Genomic DNA, 17,125 nt, shown 5'->3' with positions numbered 1-17,125 from the left:
CCGCCCCCGATCGGTTATTCGCCGAGGAGCCCGAGTGCCCGCTCGACAGCGGCGGAGAGTCGCTCATCGGCCTCGCCGTAAGCCGCCCAGTCGCCGGCCTCGAGGGCCGTCTGCTTGGCCTCCATGGCCGCCTGGGCCTCGGCGAGAGCCGCGGCCAGGTCGACGTCCACTCCCGTGGACGGCGCCTCGGAGCCATCACCGGGTTCCGCGGGCTGCGTCGGTTCCGTGGGTTCGCTCGGCGTCTCCTCCCCTTCGCCCTCGCCGACCGGGACGTCACCGTCGCCGGCACTCGCTCCCGAGTCACCGCCGAACAGGGAGTCGAGCGCCTGGTCGAGGGTGTCCTCGAAGGCGATCTGGTCGCCGAAGCCGACGAGCACCTTCTGGAGGACGGGATAGCTCGTCTCTCCGGTGCTCTGGACGTAGACCGGCTGGACGTACAGGAGTCCGCCACCCACGGGGAGCGTGAGCAGGTTTCCGTTCAGCACGTCCGTCTGTCCCTGACGCAGGATGTTGATGAGCGACGACACGGCCTGATCCGAGTTGAAGTCGTTCTGCATTTGGCCGGGGCCCGGGACCGTCGATTCGTCGGGCATGGTGAGCAATCGGAGTGCTCCGTAGCCCTCACCCTTCACCCCGTCCTCGTTGCCGGCGTCGGCGTCCACGGCGAGATAGCCCTTGAGGACGTTCGAGGCGTCCTCGCTCGACGCACCACGCGGGATGAACGTCGAGTACAGGGAGAACGACGGCGTCTCCTGGCCAGGCATCTGCAGCGTGAGGTAGTACGGAGGCTGCAGGCTGTTGGTCGAGGCGTCCTCCTGGGGATCGGCCGGCGTCTGCCAAGCGTCCGTGCGGGAGTAGAAGCGACCGGCGTCCGTAACGTGGTACTGACCGAGGATCGACCGCTGCACCTTGAACAGGTCCGTGGGGTACCGCACGTGACTCATGAGGTCGCCCGACATCTCGCTGATGGGCTTGAGCGTCGACGGGAAGATCTTCTGCCACGTCTTGAGCACGGGATCCTCGTCGTCCCATGCGTAGAGCGTGACGGTGCCGTCGTACGCGTCCACAGTGGCCTTGACCGAGTTGCGGATGTAGTTGATGTCGTCGATCGCGTAGCGCTGGGCCTCGGAATCCGAGTCGGCGATCGAGTTCGACAGGCTCACGGTGCGCGAGTACGGGTACGCGTCCGACGTGGTGTAGCCGTCAACGATCCAGACCACCTTGCCGTCGACCACGCTGGGATACGGGTCGGAGTCGAGCGTCAGGTAGGGAGCGACCTTCTGGATCCGGTCCACCGGGTTGCGGTCGTAGAGGATCTGCGAGTCGCTGTTGACGGCGTCCGACAGGAAGATCTGCTCCGACTGGAACTTGAGCGCGTAGACGAGGCGGTTGAAGACCGAGTCGAGCTTCGGCCCGGCATCACCCTCGAAGGTGTTGTAGGTCTCGGACTGCCCGTCCTCACCCGACGGGTAGTCGAGTTCCCGTGGGTCCGTGCCCTCAGGAGCTCCGACGATCGAGTACGTCGGCGACTGCTCACCGAAGTAGACGCGCGGCTCGTATTCGCCGAGCTCTCCGCTCGTGGGGATGCCCGATTCGAAGAACACGGGCTGACCGTCCGCCGAGCGCTGGTTTCCGTACGCCGCGACGACGCCGTATCCGTGCGTGTAGACGACGGTGTTGTTGTACCACGACGAGCCGTCGCCGAGGCCCGACTGACGGAGCTCACGGACCGCGATCACGGTGTCCTGGCTCTCGCCGTCGATCTCGTACCGGTCGACGTCGAGCTCGCTGTTGAAGCCGTAGTAGGTCTTGAATCGCTCGAGCTGCGCCACGGCCGGGCTGACGAGAGCCGGGTCGATGATGCGGATGGATGCGGTCGTCTCGGCGTCGGAACGGAGAGCGCCGGGCGACGCCTCCGTCGTGGCCGAGTACGGCACCTCTTCGACCTCGGCGACGTCGAAGGCGTCACGAGTGAGGTCGATGTTGCGCTGGATGTACGGCTCCTCGAGCACGCGGGCGTTCGGGTCGACGGTGAAGCGCTGCACGACCCACGGGTACAGCGAACCGAGGACCACGCTCGCGACGAGCAGGAGGGCGGTTCCGACGAGCGGGAAGCGCCAGCGACCGATGAACGCCGTGACGAAGAAGAGGACGGCGATGAGCAGGGCGATGCCCGCGAGGATCTGTCGAGCCCAGATGGTCGCGTTCACATCGGTGTAGCTCGCGCCCGTGATGAGGTCGCCCGTCTGCGTGAGCGTCGTGTACTGGTCGAACCAGATGCTCACGGCCTGAAGGAGGAGGTACAGGCCGGCGAGGATCGCGATCTGGATGCGCGAGGACTTCGAGATGCGGAGCTCGCGACCGTTCACGCGGATGGACCCGTACAGATAGGCGACGGCAACGGTGAGGAGCAGTGCGATGAGCACGACGGCCGAGGCGAACGACACCACGCCGCGGTAGAACGGCAGCTCGAAAAGGTAGAACGACAGGTCGAGCCCGAACTGCGGGTCGGTCGATCCCGTCGCCGTGCGGTTCAACCAGAGCAGGGTCGTCTCCCACCGACTCGAGGCCGAAAGACCCGCGAACAGGCCGAGGACGGCGGGGATCGCCCACATCGCGAGACGCCGGAGGGGTTCGACGAGCTCCTGGTAGCGATCGAGCTGCGAATTGAGCTTCGCGTACACCGGCCGGAGCCGGTAAGCGAGGTTGATCGTGACCCAGACCGGGACCGCCATGGCCACGAAGCCGATGACGAACATCACGGCGATCGCCGCCCACTGCGTCGTGAGCACGGAGGCGTACCCGAGTTGCGAGAACCACAGGTAGTCGGTGTAGAGGCCCGTGAAGAGGAAGAACGCCACGACCAGCGCACCGACCACGACGAGCGTGATGGCGAGCGGCAGGCGTCTCCGGTTGGGCGACTCGGAGCGGACGGTGGATGCAGAGGTCATTGCGTGTTGGCCTTCATCGGTCGGGGGTTCACTGCAATCCTACGTGCGATGCCTGACAGTCAGCCCGCGAGGACGTCTTCACAGGTGGGAAGTGCTTCGACGTTGCCGTCGCCGCCGATCGCGGCGAGGACATCGAGGGACTCGTCGAGGGTCGCGACCGCGAAGACCTCGAGATCGCCCGGGACATGGCCGACGACCTCATCGCAGTTCGCCGCCGGCGCGAGGAAGATCTCGGCCCCCGCATTGTCGGCGCCGTAGAGCTTCTGACGGATGCCCCCGATCGGTCCGACGTTCCCGTCGTCGTCGATCGTTCCGGTCCCCGCGATCGACCGCCCGTCGGTGAGTGGCCCTTCCGTCACCTTGTCGATGATCCCGAGGGCGAACATCATCCCCGCGCTCGGTCCTCCGACGTTCTCGAGCTGGATGGAGACGTCGAACGGGAACTCGTAGGAGCTCGACGCGACGACGCCGACGGCGACGCTCGAACTGCCGTCGTCGAGCGTCTGCTCCGCCGGGGTGACATCGACGGTCTCGTCCGCGCCGTCGCGGAGGATGTCGAAGGAGACGGGCTTCGACGGCCCGTTGTCGGCGATGATGCGTCGCAGCGTCGTGACGGTGTCCACGGCTTCGCCGTTGGCGCGGAGGATGACATCGCCGATCTCGAGCCGACCCTCGGCCGGTGCCCCTTCGGGGATGTCACCGACGACGACCTCCTCCTCGACGTCGTAGTCGAGGGCCCGGAGTGCCGCGGCGACGGCGGTCTGCTGCGAATCGGTCATGAGTGTCGCGTTCTCCTCGTCGCGCTGCTCCGAGGTGACGCCCGGAGGATAGACGGCCTCGATCGGCAGGACGGCTTTGCTCCTGTCGAACCACGACGTCGCGACTTCGAACCAGGTGGGCCGCTGCTCAGGGGTCCCCACGACGCTCACCGTGAGCATGTCGAGCGACCCCTCGGTCTCGAACGTCTCGGTTCCGGCGACCTCGATCATGGGCACGTCCTCGCCGTCCTCGCCGTCCTCGCCCGTCGGGACGCTTCCGAGGGTGTCGAAGACCGGGCCGGGCTGCTGGATGACATAGGGGCTCGGAGCGAGAGCCAACACGATGAGGAGGGCGAACGCCACGACGAGCGACACGCCTCCGACGGTGATCCGTCGCCTCGGGCGTTCTGCGGGGGGCGCGACGTGGTCGTCGGCGAAGAGAGACACGAGGGGGTCCTTTCTGCGGTGTTCGCGGCGGGCGGACGACCCCCTGCCCGCGCCACGACTTTCCGTCAGGTTCAGCGACTAGCGTAGATGGCCCGACACGGTGCTCGCTGGAAGGTGACCGAGATGGCTGAAGACGACGACAAGTCCCCCGAGGACGAACTGCGCGACATGCTGCGCGACCTCCTGTCCGGGCAGGGCGCGGTCGACCCCGGTCGCTTGGCCGGCGTCGCGGGGCTGCCGTCGGACCCGACGGCTCTCGCCGCCATGATGGCGCAGTTCCAGGCGGCCCTCCAGAACCAGGGAGACGGCATCGACTGGAAGATCTCGACGGACCAGGCCACCACGATCGCCACGACGGGAGCTGTCCCGGCGGCCGCAGATGAGCGGTTCGCGCTCGAACAGGCCTTCCACGTCGCATCGCTCTGGCTCGCGGACGCGACGAGCATCACCGAGTTGACGCAGGAGCCGCGGCTGCTGACCCGTGCCGAATGGGTGCGAGCGAGTATGCCCGTGTGGGCGCAGCTCGCCGAGCCCGTCGCGACGAGCATCTCCGACGCACTCACGCGCGTCCTCGAGGAGCAGGCCCCCGACGAGTTGCAGAGCATGATCGCGGGCGCGAGCAAGATGCTCCGCGGTATCGGAGGGACCATGTTCGCGATGCAGCTCGGACAGGTCGTCGGCCAGCTGTCGACGGAGGTCGTGTCCGGCGGCGACATCGGTATCCCCCTCCTCGACGACAACGTCGCCGCGATCATCCCGCAGAACGTGCGCGTGTTCGGCGAGGGTCTCGAGCTCTCCGACGACCAGGTGCAGCTGTATCTCGCGGTGCGGGAACTCGCCCACGCACGACTCTTCCGTCACGCGCGATGGCTCCGCCTCCACCTCATCTCCTCGATCACGGAGTTCGCCCGCGGTATCCGCGTCGACACCGAACGCCTCGAATCGCTCGCGGAGGGCTTCGATCCGTCGAACCCCGAGGAGCTGCGCTCGGCCCTCGTCGACGGTTCGCTGATCCCTCCGAAGAGCGAGGCGCAGCTCGCGACGCTCGCACGACTCGAGACGACCCTCGCGCTCGTGGAGGGCTGGGTCGACGTGATCACGGCGTCCGCGACGCGCCGACTCCCCAACGCGGACGCCGTCGCCGAGACGGTTCGCCGTCGCCGAGCGACGGGCGGTCCGGCCGAGTCAGCGTTCGCCACTCTCGTGGGCCTCGAGCTCCGACCCCGCCGCCTCCGCGAAGCGGCCGCGATGTGGCAGTCCGTGACCGACGCCGTCGGTCCCGAGCTGCGCGATTCGCTCTGGTCCCACCCCGACCTCATGCCCGTGGCCGCCGACATCGACGATCCCGGTCGCCTCATCGCGGCTCTCGAGGCCAAGGCCCGCGGCGAGGAGCCCGAACTCGACGAGATGGACACCGCCCTCGAAGCGCTTTTGCGTGGCGAAGAACGCGGGCGAGGCGATACTCCGACCTCGGACGATGACGCCCCTCCGCGCGAGGATCCCCCGCCCCACGTGTGATCGACGGGCGGTGTCGCGTGGCCGACCGGGCACGCGGCACCGCCCACGGACGGAAGACCGGAAGGACGCCGCCTGTGGAGAGCCGGCGCGCCCGGAGACGTCGTCGGCCACCATGTCCGCATGATCCTGCGCATCGATGAGAACCGGAGCGTCGTCTGGCGCACACCGACGACCCTCCAATTCGGCCTCGAGCACGACGCCGTCGTGCTCGACGACCTCACGACACTCGACGAGCGACTCGTCTCCGCCCTCATGGTCGGGACTACTCCGGCCGCGCTGGTCGTGCTCGCGAAGCTCGCCGGCGGCACCGCCGCCGACGCGGAGCGGCTCACGAGACGCGTCTCACCGGCCCTCGCGAACGACGACGTGCCCCCGGCCCGCGTACGGCTCGCCATCGACGGACGGGGGGAGACCGCTGCTCGTATCGCACAGCTCGCCGCCGGTGACGAGCGCCTCGATGTCGTCGAGGACGCGGACCGGGCCGAGGTCGCGATCGTGATCGCCCGATACTCGGTCGCCCCCGCCCGGTACGCCCGCTGGCTCAACCGGGACGTCGATCACCTCGCCGTGATCCACGGTGACCGATCGACAGTCGTCGGTCCGTTCGTCCATCCGGGGTCGGGACCCTGCCTCTACTGCCTCGACCGGGCGCGCGCCGAATCCGATGCCGCCTGGCCCGCGATGGCGAGTCAGCTCGAGGGCCGGTCGTCTCCGCGCGAACGGGAGCCCCTCGTGTCCGAGATCGCCGCCCTCGCCATCCGTGTCGTGCTGTCGCGAGACGTCGACGGCAGGGACTCGTTGGCCGACCGTTCACTCGAGATCAGCGACTCGCCTATCCCCGTCGTGCGCCGGCACCGCGTGCATCCGGAGTGCGGATGCCGATCTCCGCGAGGAAACGAGACGGTTCGCGTGGCATCGTCGACCGCGCTCCGTATTCCGCCCACGACACCCGCAGTCGTCGACGTGCCCGCGTGACGCCCACGTACAGGAGACGCCTCTCTTCGTCGATCTGGTCGAAGGACTTCGCGTAGCTGATCGGCACGAGTCCCTCCGAAAGACCGATGAGGAAGACGGTGTCCCACTCGAGTCCCTTCGAGGCGTGCAGCGTCGCGAGCGTGACGGCGTCGAGCGTCGGCTCGTGCTGCGCCGACTGCCGCTCGAGCAGTTCGTCGGTGAACTCGCGGAGGGTCGTGTCCGCCGAGGCGCTGTCGACGAGGCCCATGATCGCGTTGAGCGACTCCCACCGGTCCCGCACCGCACCGCGCTGCTCGGGCGGCACGTGCGTCCACCCGAGCGATCGGAGGACGTCGCTCACCGACTTGAACAGTGGTTCGCCGGATACGGCGACGGACGCTCCGCGCAACGCGAGGATGGCCTGCTTCACCTCGGGGAGATCGAAGAAGCGTGTGGCACCGCGGACGTGCGAGGTGATGCCACGGTCCGCCAGCGCGCGCTCGATCGCCGCCGCCTGGACGTTGATGCGATAGAGGACCGCGATATCAGATGCTGGGGTGCCCGCGCGGACGAGCGCCGCGACGGAGTCGGCCACCGACGCGGCCTCGGCCGTGTCGTCGGCGTGAACGGTCGCCGAGGGGAGTCCCGCGTCGAACTCGCCGGGGACGTCGTCGGCGGATGCGGGCGCCGCCGTGAGCGAGAGAGCGCCCGGTCGCCCGCGCATCAGCCGATTGGCGGTGTCGACGACGGACCTCGACGACCGGTAGTTGTGCTCGAGGCGCACGACGAGAGCGTCCTCGTGGGTGCGCTCGAAGTCGAGGAGATAGGACGACGAGGCGCCGGCGAACGAATAGATGGTCTGGCTGGCGTCGCCGACCACGCACACGTCGCGGCGGTCCCCGAGCCACAGCTCGAGCAACCGCTGCTGGGCGGGAGAAACGTCCTGGTACTCGTCGACGACGAAGAACCGGTACTGCTCCCGCACCTGGAGAGCGACTCGCGGCTCCTGCTCGAGCATGCCGGCGCATGCGAGGAGGACGTCCTCGAAATCGAACTGTCGCCGCTCGTCCTTCAGCGACTCGTACGCGCGCTGGAGCTCGACGACCATGTCGGTCGTGAGGGCTCCGGGCGCGGGGCGTCCGGCGATGGCGTACTCGTCGACGCTACGCCCGGTGATCTTCCGCCACTCGATCTCGGACGCGATGTCCCGGAGCGTCGCAGTGTCGACGGCGATGCGCGCCCTCTCGGCCGCGTGAGCGAGAAGCGTCGCCTTCTTCGTCACGACCTGCGGAAGGGTCCCGCCCACCACTTGTGGCCAGAAGTACCCGAGCTGACTGAGAGCCGCGGCGTGGAACGTCCGGGCCGACACTCCCCCGGCGCCCAGCCCCCGAAGCCGGGACTTCAGCTCCGCGGCGGCTCGTGCCGTGAAGGTCAGGGCGAGAACGCGATTCGGCGCGTAGGTACCGGTCGCGACGCCGTGGGCGATGCGGTGGGTGATCGCTCGCGTCTTTCCGGTGCCCGCGCCGGCGAGGATGCAGACCGGACCGCGCAGCGCTTCGGCCGCCGCCCTCTGCTGCTCGTCCAACCCGGCGAGGAGGTCGCCCGTCACGATCCGTCTGAGCCGTTCAGCCAGTCGTCGATGATGGCGCGGGCGATCGACGTGCTGCCGGGCAGCGTGACGTCCGACCCGGCGTCCCTCAGTTCATCGCGCCTGAACCAGCGGACGTCGGCGAGCTCGTCCTCGTCCGGCCGGATCGCCGCCGGGTCCTGACCATCCGCAAGCTCGGCATGGAAGCCGAACATGATCGATCGCGGGAACGGCCACGGCTGTGAGCCCAGATAGGTCGGGGGGCCGAGTCGGATGCCCGACTCCTCGTGCACCTCGCGGAGGACGGCGGCCTCGAGGGACTCGCCCGCCTCGACGAAGCCCGCGAGGAGCGAATAGCGTCCCTCGGGCCACAAGACGCTCGATCCGAGGAGGATCCGGTCCTCGTGAACGATGCGCACGATGACCGCAGGATCGGTCCGGGGGAAGTGCTCGGCGTGGCAGTGCGGGCACGCGCGCATCCAGCCGGACCGACGAACGATCGTCGCGGTTCCGCAGTTCGCGCAGAAGCGCGAGACGTGGTGCCAGTTCGAGATCGCGAGGGCCTCGGCCGCGATTCCCGCATCCCTGTCCGAGAGGCGGTGGGCGACGTCCCGAGGGCTCATCCACTCCCCCTCGTCCGCCGCTCGAGCGGACGAGCGATCCGAGGCGGCGTCGCCCTCGGTGAAGAGCAGGACCGGGACGCCGATCGGGACCGAGCCCTCGTCCCCGAGGGTGCGACCGAGGTACACGACCTCGTCGAGAGGCGGGCGGTCGAGCGAGGAGACCTCCTCGAAGACGATGGCGTCGTCTCGGACGGGCAGACGGCCGGAGCGCAGGCGCACGACGCGTGTCGCGGGGTCTTCGAGGGCCGCGGCGAGGAAGTCCTCGCTCGTGCGTGCGACCTCGTCCCGATCGAGCGCCGAGCGGGACAGCGGGAAGTCACCCAGCGGGCGGACACGAGAGATCATCGAACCCCAATCGGACAGGCGTGGCGCGGGCTCCGGTCAGGGGCACTCGACCTAACCTAGGAGGCATGGCCAGATCCCACCTCACTCTAGCCGCGCTCGCGACGTCGGCCGTCCCTGGCCTGACCGTCATCGGGAGCGGCCCGCTCGGACTCGGGGCCTCGGGTGATTTCGATTCCGCGCTCCTGCGCACCGACGACGAGCGCGAGATCGTGGTCCGGGTCCCCACGTCCCAGCGTGCCGAGACCGAGCAGGCCCGCGAACTCCTGGCGCTCGCCGCGCTCACCGACGGCATCCGGAGCAGACTCCCCTTCACCGTGCCGACGGTGCTGGGTCAGACGCCGGCGGGAGACACGCGTGCGGTCGTCTCGACGTTCGTGCCCGGCGTCCAGGTGCGTGCCGACGATCTGCCGGCCGGAGACGGCGTGGCGACGTCGATCGGCGGCGCGCTCGCGGCGCTGCATGCGCTGCCCGGTTCCTTCGTCGGCGAGGTCGGGCTGCCGACCCAGTCGGCCGAGGAGAGCCGTCGGGAGGCCTCGAGCGTCGTCGATCGCGCCCTCGCCACCCGCCTCCTTCCCGCCGCCGTCGGTGCCCGCTGGACCGACGCGATCGCCGACGACGCTCTCTGGCAGTTCAACCCGACGGTCGTCAACGGCACGGTGTCGGCGGAGTCGTTCGTGATCGCGGAACACGAGGTCGGGCAGATCGTCGTGGGCATGATCGGGTGGAGCGGGCTCCGGTCGTCCGACCCCGCTCACGATCTGCACTGGCTGTCGGGAGCCGGTGAAGCGGCGGACAGCGTCTTCGCGGCCTACACCGCGGCCTCGAGTCGCACTCCCGACGCCCGAATCCGCGTCCGCGCCATGCTCTACGCGGAACTCGAACTCGCTCGTTGGCTCCTGCACGGCAAGGACACGCACGATCAGGCGATCGTCGACGATGCAGTGTCCATGCTCGACGGACTCGTTGAGCACGTACTCGGGGATGTGATGCATCCGCTGTCCCAGCACACCGGCCCGGTCCTCTCGGTCGACGACGTCGAGACGCTCCTCTCCCGGACGCCGCGTACATCGGCGGCTGCCGGGAGCACGGGCCTCGAGACCGACTCGTACGACCGCTCGGAACTCGAGAACGTCGTGAGCGGGCGCGAGCATGACGCGGACGAACCCGCACACGAGGATGCCGAGACCGGCCCGATCGTCGTCGACGACGACGACGACGACGACGACGACGACCGAGAGAAGCCGAGCGATGAGGAGCGACAGCGTCGCGTCCGGGCCAGTGCGCGCGAGACCGTCGAGTTCGACACGACGGGGTGGATCCGCACGGGTCACGATCAGCCCGATCGAATGGGCGACCCGAGCGCCTCGTCCCATCGAGCTCGCAACTCCGACTCGGAGTAGAAGCGCTCGGGCCGGATGACGCGGTCCTCGCTCACGTAGTAGAAGACCGCGTCGACCGCTTCCGGGTCGATTCCCGCCCAGTCGGCGTACGCCAGTCGGTACAGCGCGAGCTGGATCTGCCGCTCCTCCAACTCGTCGGCCGTTCGGGGCGGCTTCCCGGTCTTCCAGTCGACGATCTGTCGACGCCCGTCGCGATCGTAGACGGCGTCGAGTTTGCACACCACGATGCGTCCGGCGATCATCGCGTGGATCTCCCGCTCGACTTCGATGGGCCTGAGGTCGGCCCATTCGGAGGCCTCGAAGGTCGCCTGAAGCGTGCGCAGATCGTGTGCGTCCGGCGCGGAATCGGACGATCCGTCGAGATCGTCGTCGAGATCGAGGTCGAGGTCGAGGTCGATCTCGTCGACCGACGCGTCGATCGTCTCGGGTGAGCCCGTCGCGGAGAACCGTTCCTCGACCCAGCCGTGGAAGAGCGTGCCGAGAAGGGTCTGGCGGTAGGGCCGCTCCGGAACGGGACGCTCGATCGCGGAGATCACCGCGTCGGGATCCTTGAGGTAATCCTTGAAGCGTGAGGCCGCGATCCGCGCCGGGATCTCGCGATCACCGGGTCCTGCGAGAGCGGCTCGTTCGGCGAGCAGGAGGTCGATGGTCTCGGCGTATGATCCCGGCGTTTCGGGGGCACCCTGCTCGTCCTCCGTCGCCGACTTCACGAGGAAGGCGGCACGTTCGACGGATCGGCGCCGCGAACCGAGCGGGTCCCGCGGCCAGACGAGAACATCGTCGTCGTCGGTGAGCGGGTTCTCCGGGGATCGCGGTTCCATCGGAAGCGGCGCGACGATGCCGGCTTCTTCGAGCTCGCGGAGGAAGACGCTCGGCCGGCGGGGTGTCTTGTGCTCGCCCCAGAACGAACCGCTCAGGAGGAGACGGGAACGGGCGCGGGTGAGCGCGACGTAGGCGAGTCGGCGCTCCTCGAGCGCATGCCGTGCCGCCAGGTCGTCGGAGAATCGTGCGAGCGCCTCGTTCACGTCCTGCTGGGTCTCGGCATTGCGCCAGGCGAAGACCGGGAGCTCCGCCGCATCGCCCCGGAAGTCGTACGGGAGAGATCCGAAGCTCACCCATCCCTTGCCGTCCTTCGCCTCGCCCGGGAATTCCCGTTCGACGATCCGGACGACTGCCACGGCGTCCCATTCGAGACCCTTCGAGCCGTGCATCGTGAGCAGCTGCACTTCGCCGGGCTCGGGCGGCTCCGTGCGCGGCGCCATCGTGTCGTCCGATTCGGCGCGACCGATCCACGCGAGGACGCTGCCGAGCGTGGGGCTCTCCTCACTCGCCAGGAAGGAGGAGACCTCGTCCGTGAAGGCGTGCAGGCGCGCGTTCGCGGTGCGGAGCGTCGATCGGGACGCATTCGCTACGACCTCGATGTCCAGCCGGAGCCCCGACGTGACGAGGGAGATGAAATCGAGGACGGGAGCGCCCGCGCGGCTGCGGAAGAGCCGGAAGAGGTGAGCAGCCTCACGCAAGCGCGAGAGGCCCTCGGCGCTGAAGCCGCTGAGCGCAACGTGACTGTCGGGCATGTCGCGGAGCGCGTCGAGCGCGTCGACGATGGACACAGAACCGTCCGCGGCGACGGACGCCCTGATCCGTTGGATGACCTCGTCGCTCAGACGCGTCGAACGGACGTCGCGTCGTTCGAGCCACGAGGCGAGTGCTCGCAGCTCACGGAGATCCCGAACACCGATCCGCCAACGCGGGCCTGAGAGCACGCGGATGAGCGAGGATCCCGCGGACGGATCGTGACAGACACGGAGCGCGGCGACGAGGTCGGTGATCTCGGGCGACGAGAGCAGCCCGCCGAGGCCGAGGATGCGGTGCGGCACGCCCCGCTCGGCGAGGGCACGGGCGAAGAGGTCCATGTGTCGTCTGACCCGGAACAGGATCGCGGCCGTTGGCGGGGACGCCGAGGTCCGGCCGTCGAGGACGAGTCGCGCCATCCAGTCGGCGACGCGCGCGGCCTCCTCGTCGATCGTCTCCTCGAACACCACGTCGAGAGCGCCGGCCCCGACGCCGGGTCGCGCCGCGAGTTCGGGGACCGGCACGGCCTGCTGATGACGGAGAGGTTGGACGAGCGCATTGGCGGCGTCGAGGATGACCGTGTCGTTGCGCCAACTCGTCGAGAGGGTGAACGATTCCACCGGGGTCGAGCGAGCGAAGTCCGTGGTGAATCGGGACAGGTTGTCGGCGCTGGCGCCGCGCCAGCCGTAGATCGATTGGTGCGGGTCTCCGACCGCCATGACAGAGTGATCGGCGAAGAGCAGGGACAGCAGGCGGGTCTGCACGACGGACGTGTCCTGATACTCGTCGAGGATGACCGCGCGGAAGCGACGTCGTGTCGCATCGACGATCGACGGGTCGCGCTCGCACGCCGCCAAGGCGAGGGCGACCTGGTCGGAGAACTCGACAAGTCCTCGTCGTCGCTTCTCTTCGGAGAAACGCTCCGCCAACTCCGTGAGGGGTTCGAGCGCGGCGACAGTCTGAACGGCTTCGAGTACCTTCGCGTAGGGCGTTCGCTTCGAGCCCCCGTACGGAAGCGCGGGGAGCCGGAGGAACTGCTCGACCAATCGCCGGACGTCGTCACCCCTCGCGATGTTGTCTGCGAGCGCATGCGACAGGTTCACGACGGCTTCCGTGACCGTGTCGATCGATTTCCCGATCCCGACGAGGCGGTCGTCGCCGTGCTCGACCACGACCCGCCGGGCGAGGCGCCACGCCGCTGCCTCGTTCAGGAGCGCCGACTCCGGGTCACGGCCGACGAGGAGCGCGTTCTCGCGGAACAATCCGTCGGCGAACGAGTTGTACGTCGCGACCGTTGGACGTTCGAAGACGTCGTCGCCGCGCAGGTCCACGACACCCGCGGTGACGCCATCGTGCAACCGTCGCTGCACACGCTCAGCAAGTTCGCCCGCTGCTTTGCGGGTGAAGGTGAGACCGAGTATCTCCGAGGGTGCGGACTCGCCGTTCGCGACGAGCCACACCGCACGGTTCGCCATGGTCTCGGTCTTGCCGCTGCCGGCACCCGCCACGACGATCGACGGTGCCGACGGCGACTCGATCACCGCCACCTGCTCGCTCGTGGGTGACGGCAGTTCCAGGAGCTCGGCGATCCTCGCCGCACCGATTCCGGCCGTCATGAGGTGACGGCCTCGATGACGTGGATGCGGCAACGACCGAAGGAGAACGGCTCGAGACAGTGCGACGACACGTGCGCGGGGAACGCGGAGCCCGCCATCTCGCGTGCGGTCGCGGCGATGCCCTCACGGAATGCCACGGCCTGCTCGTGCGAGAAGGGCTCCTGCCTCGGTTCGTAGAAGGCCTTGGTCTTCGCCGCACCAGCGAGCACGACGAGTTTCGCCCCGGCTCCCGCGTGTCCGTCGACGCCCGGCACCGCTCCCTCGAGGATCGCGAGCTGGTAGGCACCGAGCTGCGGGTTGTCGACGACGCCGGCGTCCGTCTTCGGTTCGTTCTTGCCCGTCTTGAGGTCGACGATGTCGATCGTGCCGTCGCGCACGAGCTCGACCCGGTCGATGGTGCCGCGGAGTACGGCCATCGTCGGCCCATCGTCCGGCGCGTGGGCGACGGCATCAGGCGAGTGCGTGGCGGTATCCGGCGACTCGGGCCGCCCGTCCTCCGCCGGCACGACGAGCGGGATCGGGAGCTCGAAAGCCACCTCCTTGCCGATGACCGTGGCGCCGCGCGACTCGAGGCTCGCCAGATACAGCGCCAAGCGCCGAGCGAGGTCCCGACCCTTCACCTCTTCGAGGCTCGCCTGCCAGCCCGCCTCGAACGGGAGTTCGCTCCACCGCGCTGCCATCGCACGCCAGATCTCGTCGGCGTCCGTGCTCTCGAGATTCTCCGCGACCTCGTGGAGGATCGTGCCGAGCCCGGAGGCGACGGTCGCCGTCGAGCCGCCGAGCTCGTCGATCAACCAATGCAGTCCGCATGTGCGGAAGGCCTGCACGCGTGACGGCGAGACTCGCACCGTCTCTTCTGCCGACACGAGCGGGGCGTCTGTGGACACGTCGAGCAGGCCCGACCAGTCGTGAGGGTCTGCTCCATCGACGTCGTTGCGCGCGAGACGTGCGAGCGAGACAGCGGCCCGCTCGGCGGCCGCGTACTCTCCCCGCTCGATCGCGACCGTGAGGTCGCGGCGGAGCCGGGCCGTGAGTCCTCGAAGCGAGAGCGGGTGCCGTTCCACGAGTCCGTCCGTGGGCGGCGGGAACAGGGGCAGGAACGGACTCGGTGCTGAGTCCTCCCCCGAGACCGCGCTCACGACGAGCCGTTCCCGGGCGCGAGACACGGTCCGCGCGAGCAGGCGGAGCTCGTCGTGCAGGACGAGGGCTCGAGCGTCCGAGGGGGTCGGGTCTATCCCCGCTGCCGCGTCGGCGAGTTCGCCGCTCGCGAGGAGGGTCCCGCGCTGCCGCATGTTGGGCCAGCCGTGCTCCTGGAGACCACAGATCACGACGGTGTCGAAGTCCCTGTCGACGGTTCCGACGGGCGTGGTGATGACCACGGCGGAGCCCGCTGCACGCGGAGCGAGCGTATCCTCCGGGAGATCCGATTCCGTCAACTGATCGAGGAAGTGCGCGGGGCTCTCGCCCGGGGACCGCTCGACGGCGCGGCGGGCGGCCGCGAAGAGGGCGACGATCGCGTCGAGGGTGCGGTTGGCCTCGTCCGCAGCGAGCCCCGTTCCGCGGGACTGCTCGACGAGTGCGCGCTCGAGCCTTGCTCGCTCCCACAGCCCCCACAACAGCTCTTCCACCGTCGCGCCATCCGCGGCCGACGCCTCGGCGCGCCGGAGGTTATCGGCGAGCGATTGCGCCTTACGCCCGTGACGCGTGTCGAGGTCGGTGAGCGAACCGGGGAGCTGCATCGCTTCGACAAGCAGCTCGCCCGCTGAGCGAACCCCTCCGGCGTCGGCCTCACGCTGTCGGAGGGCCGCGCGAAGCCGCCGGAGTTCGACCCGATCGAATCCGCCCAGGACGCTTGTGAGCAACTCCTCGGCGCTGGAGTCGTCGAGCCGGCGGACCCCGAGGGCGACGCGGCTCGCGAGCACGAAGGCACGGACCGACGGCTCGTCACGGAGCGCCGTACCTCCGGCGAGGACGCGCGTGGGAACCTCGAGTCCGGCGAGTCCGCGTTCGAGCGCTGCGATCTGCGATCGGCTTCGCACCACGACGGCCATGTCGTGCCAGGGCACACCGGCGAAGACGTGTCGCTCACGCAACTCGCGCGCGACGATTGCAACCTGCTCCGCGACGCTCGACGGCGTCGTGACGAGGACCGGCTCCTCGACCGACCGGTTCGGCCGGCGGACGCGGCGCTGAGCGCCCGCTCCGGCCGTTCCTACCCGCGCGACGACGCGCTCGTACACGTCGGCCAGCTGACGGGATCCACGATAGGAGGAACCGAGGACCGCGGTGTCGGCCGGGGCGTCGAGGACCTGCGGCAGTCGGCTCACGACGTCGGGGTTCGCTCCCCGGAAGCCCCCGCACGCCACGTCCGGGTCACCGGTCACGACGATGTCGACGCCGCGGCGCGCGAACGCCGCGAGCAGCTCAGCGCCGGCTGCGCTCAATTCCTCGGCGTCGTCGACGACCAGGGAACGGAGACGCGCGAACGGGCCGAGTCCCGTGCCGGACGGCCCCGCTCCATCGACGATCTCGGTCGCGCGGTGCACCAGTTCGGTCGAGTCGTAGAACTGGTCACGGAACGCGTCGACGACCTCGTGGTACTGGCGGATGAACCGACCGGCGGCGCGCCACTCGGCCCGGAGGCGACGATCGCCGAGCTCTTCGAGGAGGGACGGCGAGACGTGCGCTTCGACGGCGCGGGCCATGAGTTCCCGGAGCTCGCCACGGAACCCGGGAAGACTCCGGACCTCCGCGTCGAGATGAGCCGGCCAGTCGTCGCTTCGGCCGTCCTCGTCGTCGCCGAGGAGGAGATCGGCGATGACGGCGTCCTGCTCGCCACCGGTGAGCAACCGGGGCGCGGGAAGCCCGTCGTGCGCGTTTCCGGCGACGACGATGCCGAAGGCGAACGACGTGAGAGCGCGAGCGAGCGGGCCCGCGGTCGGCACCCCGACCCTGACGGCGAGCACATCCCGCAACCGAGTCGCCGCACGGCGGTCGGCCGCGATCACCATGATCTCGTCCGTGGCACGGGCACCGGTGGCGATCCGCTCCGCGACGAGTTCGACGACAACAGTGGTCTTCCCCGTGCCCGGCGCACCGAGCACGGCGAGGTGCCGACCGACGGGGGCGCCGACGACCCGCCGCTGATCGGCGTCGAGGTGGACAGCACGAGAGCCGGCCTCGGCGGAACCGGCACGTGCACCGGAGATCGCGGAGGAAGTGGCCCTGCGCTCCGCACTCGCGGAGACCCGGGCGGTCTCGGTGGTCGCAGAGGTCTCGGAAGTCACGTGTTCACGCTAGCGTCGGCCACCGACATCGCCGCACAGCACGTCGGCATGGTGGCGAGCGCGTGT

General features: G+C 69.2%; 8 protein-coding genes. 2 read left to right on the top strand and 6 right to left on the bottom strand.

Translation table 11 applies throughout. The features are described from left to right. Positions 1–14: 14 nt before the first annotated feature. Positions 15–2,951 (bottom strand): UPF0182 family membrane protein, encoded by a 2,937-nt coding sequence (locus tag ELQ90_RS13205; protein ID WP_128495747.1) that lies wholly within the window; start codon positions 2,949–2,951, stop codon positions 15–17. A 59-nt stretch (positions 2,952–3,010) separates the two neighbouring features. Continuing rightward, entirely contained in the window at positions 3,011–4,156 is a 1,146-nt protein-coding gene (locus tag ELQ90_RS13200; RefSeq protein WP_128495746.1) for a YlbL family protein, read from the bottom strand. Positions 4,157–4,279: 123 nt separating this feature from the next. Here ELQ90_RS13200 and ELQ90_RS13195 point away from each other — a divergent pair, with 123 nt between their 5' ends. After that, positions 4,280–5,674: a zinc-dependent metalloprotease gene (locus ELQ90_RS13195; RefSeq protein WP_128495745.1), complete on the top strand. Its 1,395-nt coding sequence runs from the start codon at positions 4,280–4,282 to the stop codon at positions 5,672–5,674. Positions 5,675–6,506: 832 nt separating this feature from the next. Here ELQ90_RS13195 and ELQ90_RS13190 read toward each other — a convergent pair. Further along, a complete protein-coding gene (locus ELQ90_RS13190; protein WP_128495744.1) occupies positions 6,507–8,237 on the bottom strand; it encodes an ATP-dependent helicase in 1,731 nt (576 codons plus the stop codon). Continuing rightward, on the bottom strand, positions 8,234–9,184 hold the full coding sequence (gene nudC, locus ELQ90_RS13185; protein WP_128495743.1) for an NAD(+) diphosphatase: 951 nt from the start codon (positions 9,182–9,184) through the stop codon (positions 8,234–8,236). The genes ELQ90_RS13190 and nudC overlap by 4 nt, the downstream gene beginning before the upstream one ends. A 65-nt stretch (positions 9,185–9,249) precedes the next feature. On the opposite strand from nudC, the gene ELQ90_RS16685 reads away from it, so the two are divergent. After that, the gene (locus ELQ90_RS16685; protein ID WP_166409056.1) at positions 9,250–10,584 is read left to right on the top strand and encodes a phosphotransferase; all 1,335 of its coding nucleotides are present in this window, start codon (positions 9,250–9,252) and stop codon (positions 10,582–10,584) included. Here the strand turns inward: ELQ90_RS16685 and ELQ90_RS13175 are convergent. Both ELQ90_RS13175 and ELQ90_RS13170 read right to left on the bottom strand, forming a co-directional pair. Beyond that, positions 10,518–13,772, bottom strand: coding sequence for an ATP-dependent helicase (locus tag ELQ90_RS13175; RefSeq protein ID WP_128495742.1), 3,255 nt, complete (start codon positions 13,770–13,772; stop codon positions 10,518–10,520). The genes ELQ90_RS16685 and ELQ90_RS13175 overlap by 67 nt on opposite strands. Next, positions 13,769–17,059: an ATP-dependent helicase gene (locus tag ELQ90_RS13170; RefSeq protein ID WP_128495741.1), complete on the bottom strand. Its 3,291-nt coding sequence runs from the start codon at positions 17,057–17,059 to the stop codon at positions 13,769–13,771. The genes ELQ90_RS13175 and ELQ90_RS13170 overlap by 4 nt, the downstream gene beginning before the upstream one ends. Positions 17,060–17,125 lie beyond the last annotated feature (66 nt).

The sequence above is a fragment of the Labedella phragmitis genome (genome assembly GCF_004078635.1).
In the GTDB taxonomy this organism is placed as follows: domain Bacteria; phylum Actinomycetota; class Actinomycetes; order Actinomycetales; family Microbacteriaceae; genus Labedella; species Labedella phragmitis.
The sequence above is the reverse complement of the archived record's forward strand: the minus strand, read 5'-3'. Positions and strand labels throughout refer to the sequence as shown.

Coding starts and splice junctions, on each gene's coding strand:
- ELQ90_RS13205 (WP_128495747.1), bottom strand. CDS start 2,951: ATGACCTCTGCATCCACCGTCCGCTCCGAGTCGCCCAACCGGAGACGC.
- ELQ90_RS13195 (WP_128495745.1), top strand. CDS start 4,280: ATGGCTGAAGACGACGACAAGTCCCCCGAGGACGAACTGCGCGACATG.
- nudC (WP_128495743.1), bottom strand. CDS start 9,184: ATGATCTCTCGTGTCCGCCCGCTGGGTGACTTCCCGCTGTCCCGCTCG.
- ELQ90_RS16685 (WP_166409056.1), top strand. CDS start 9,250: ATGGCCAGATCCCACCTCACTCTAGCCGCGCTCGCGACGTCGGCCGTC.
- ELQ90_RS13175 (WP_128495742.1), bottom strand. CDS start 13,772: ATGACGGCCGGAATCGGTGCGGCGAGGATCGCCGAGCTCCTGGAACTG.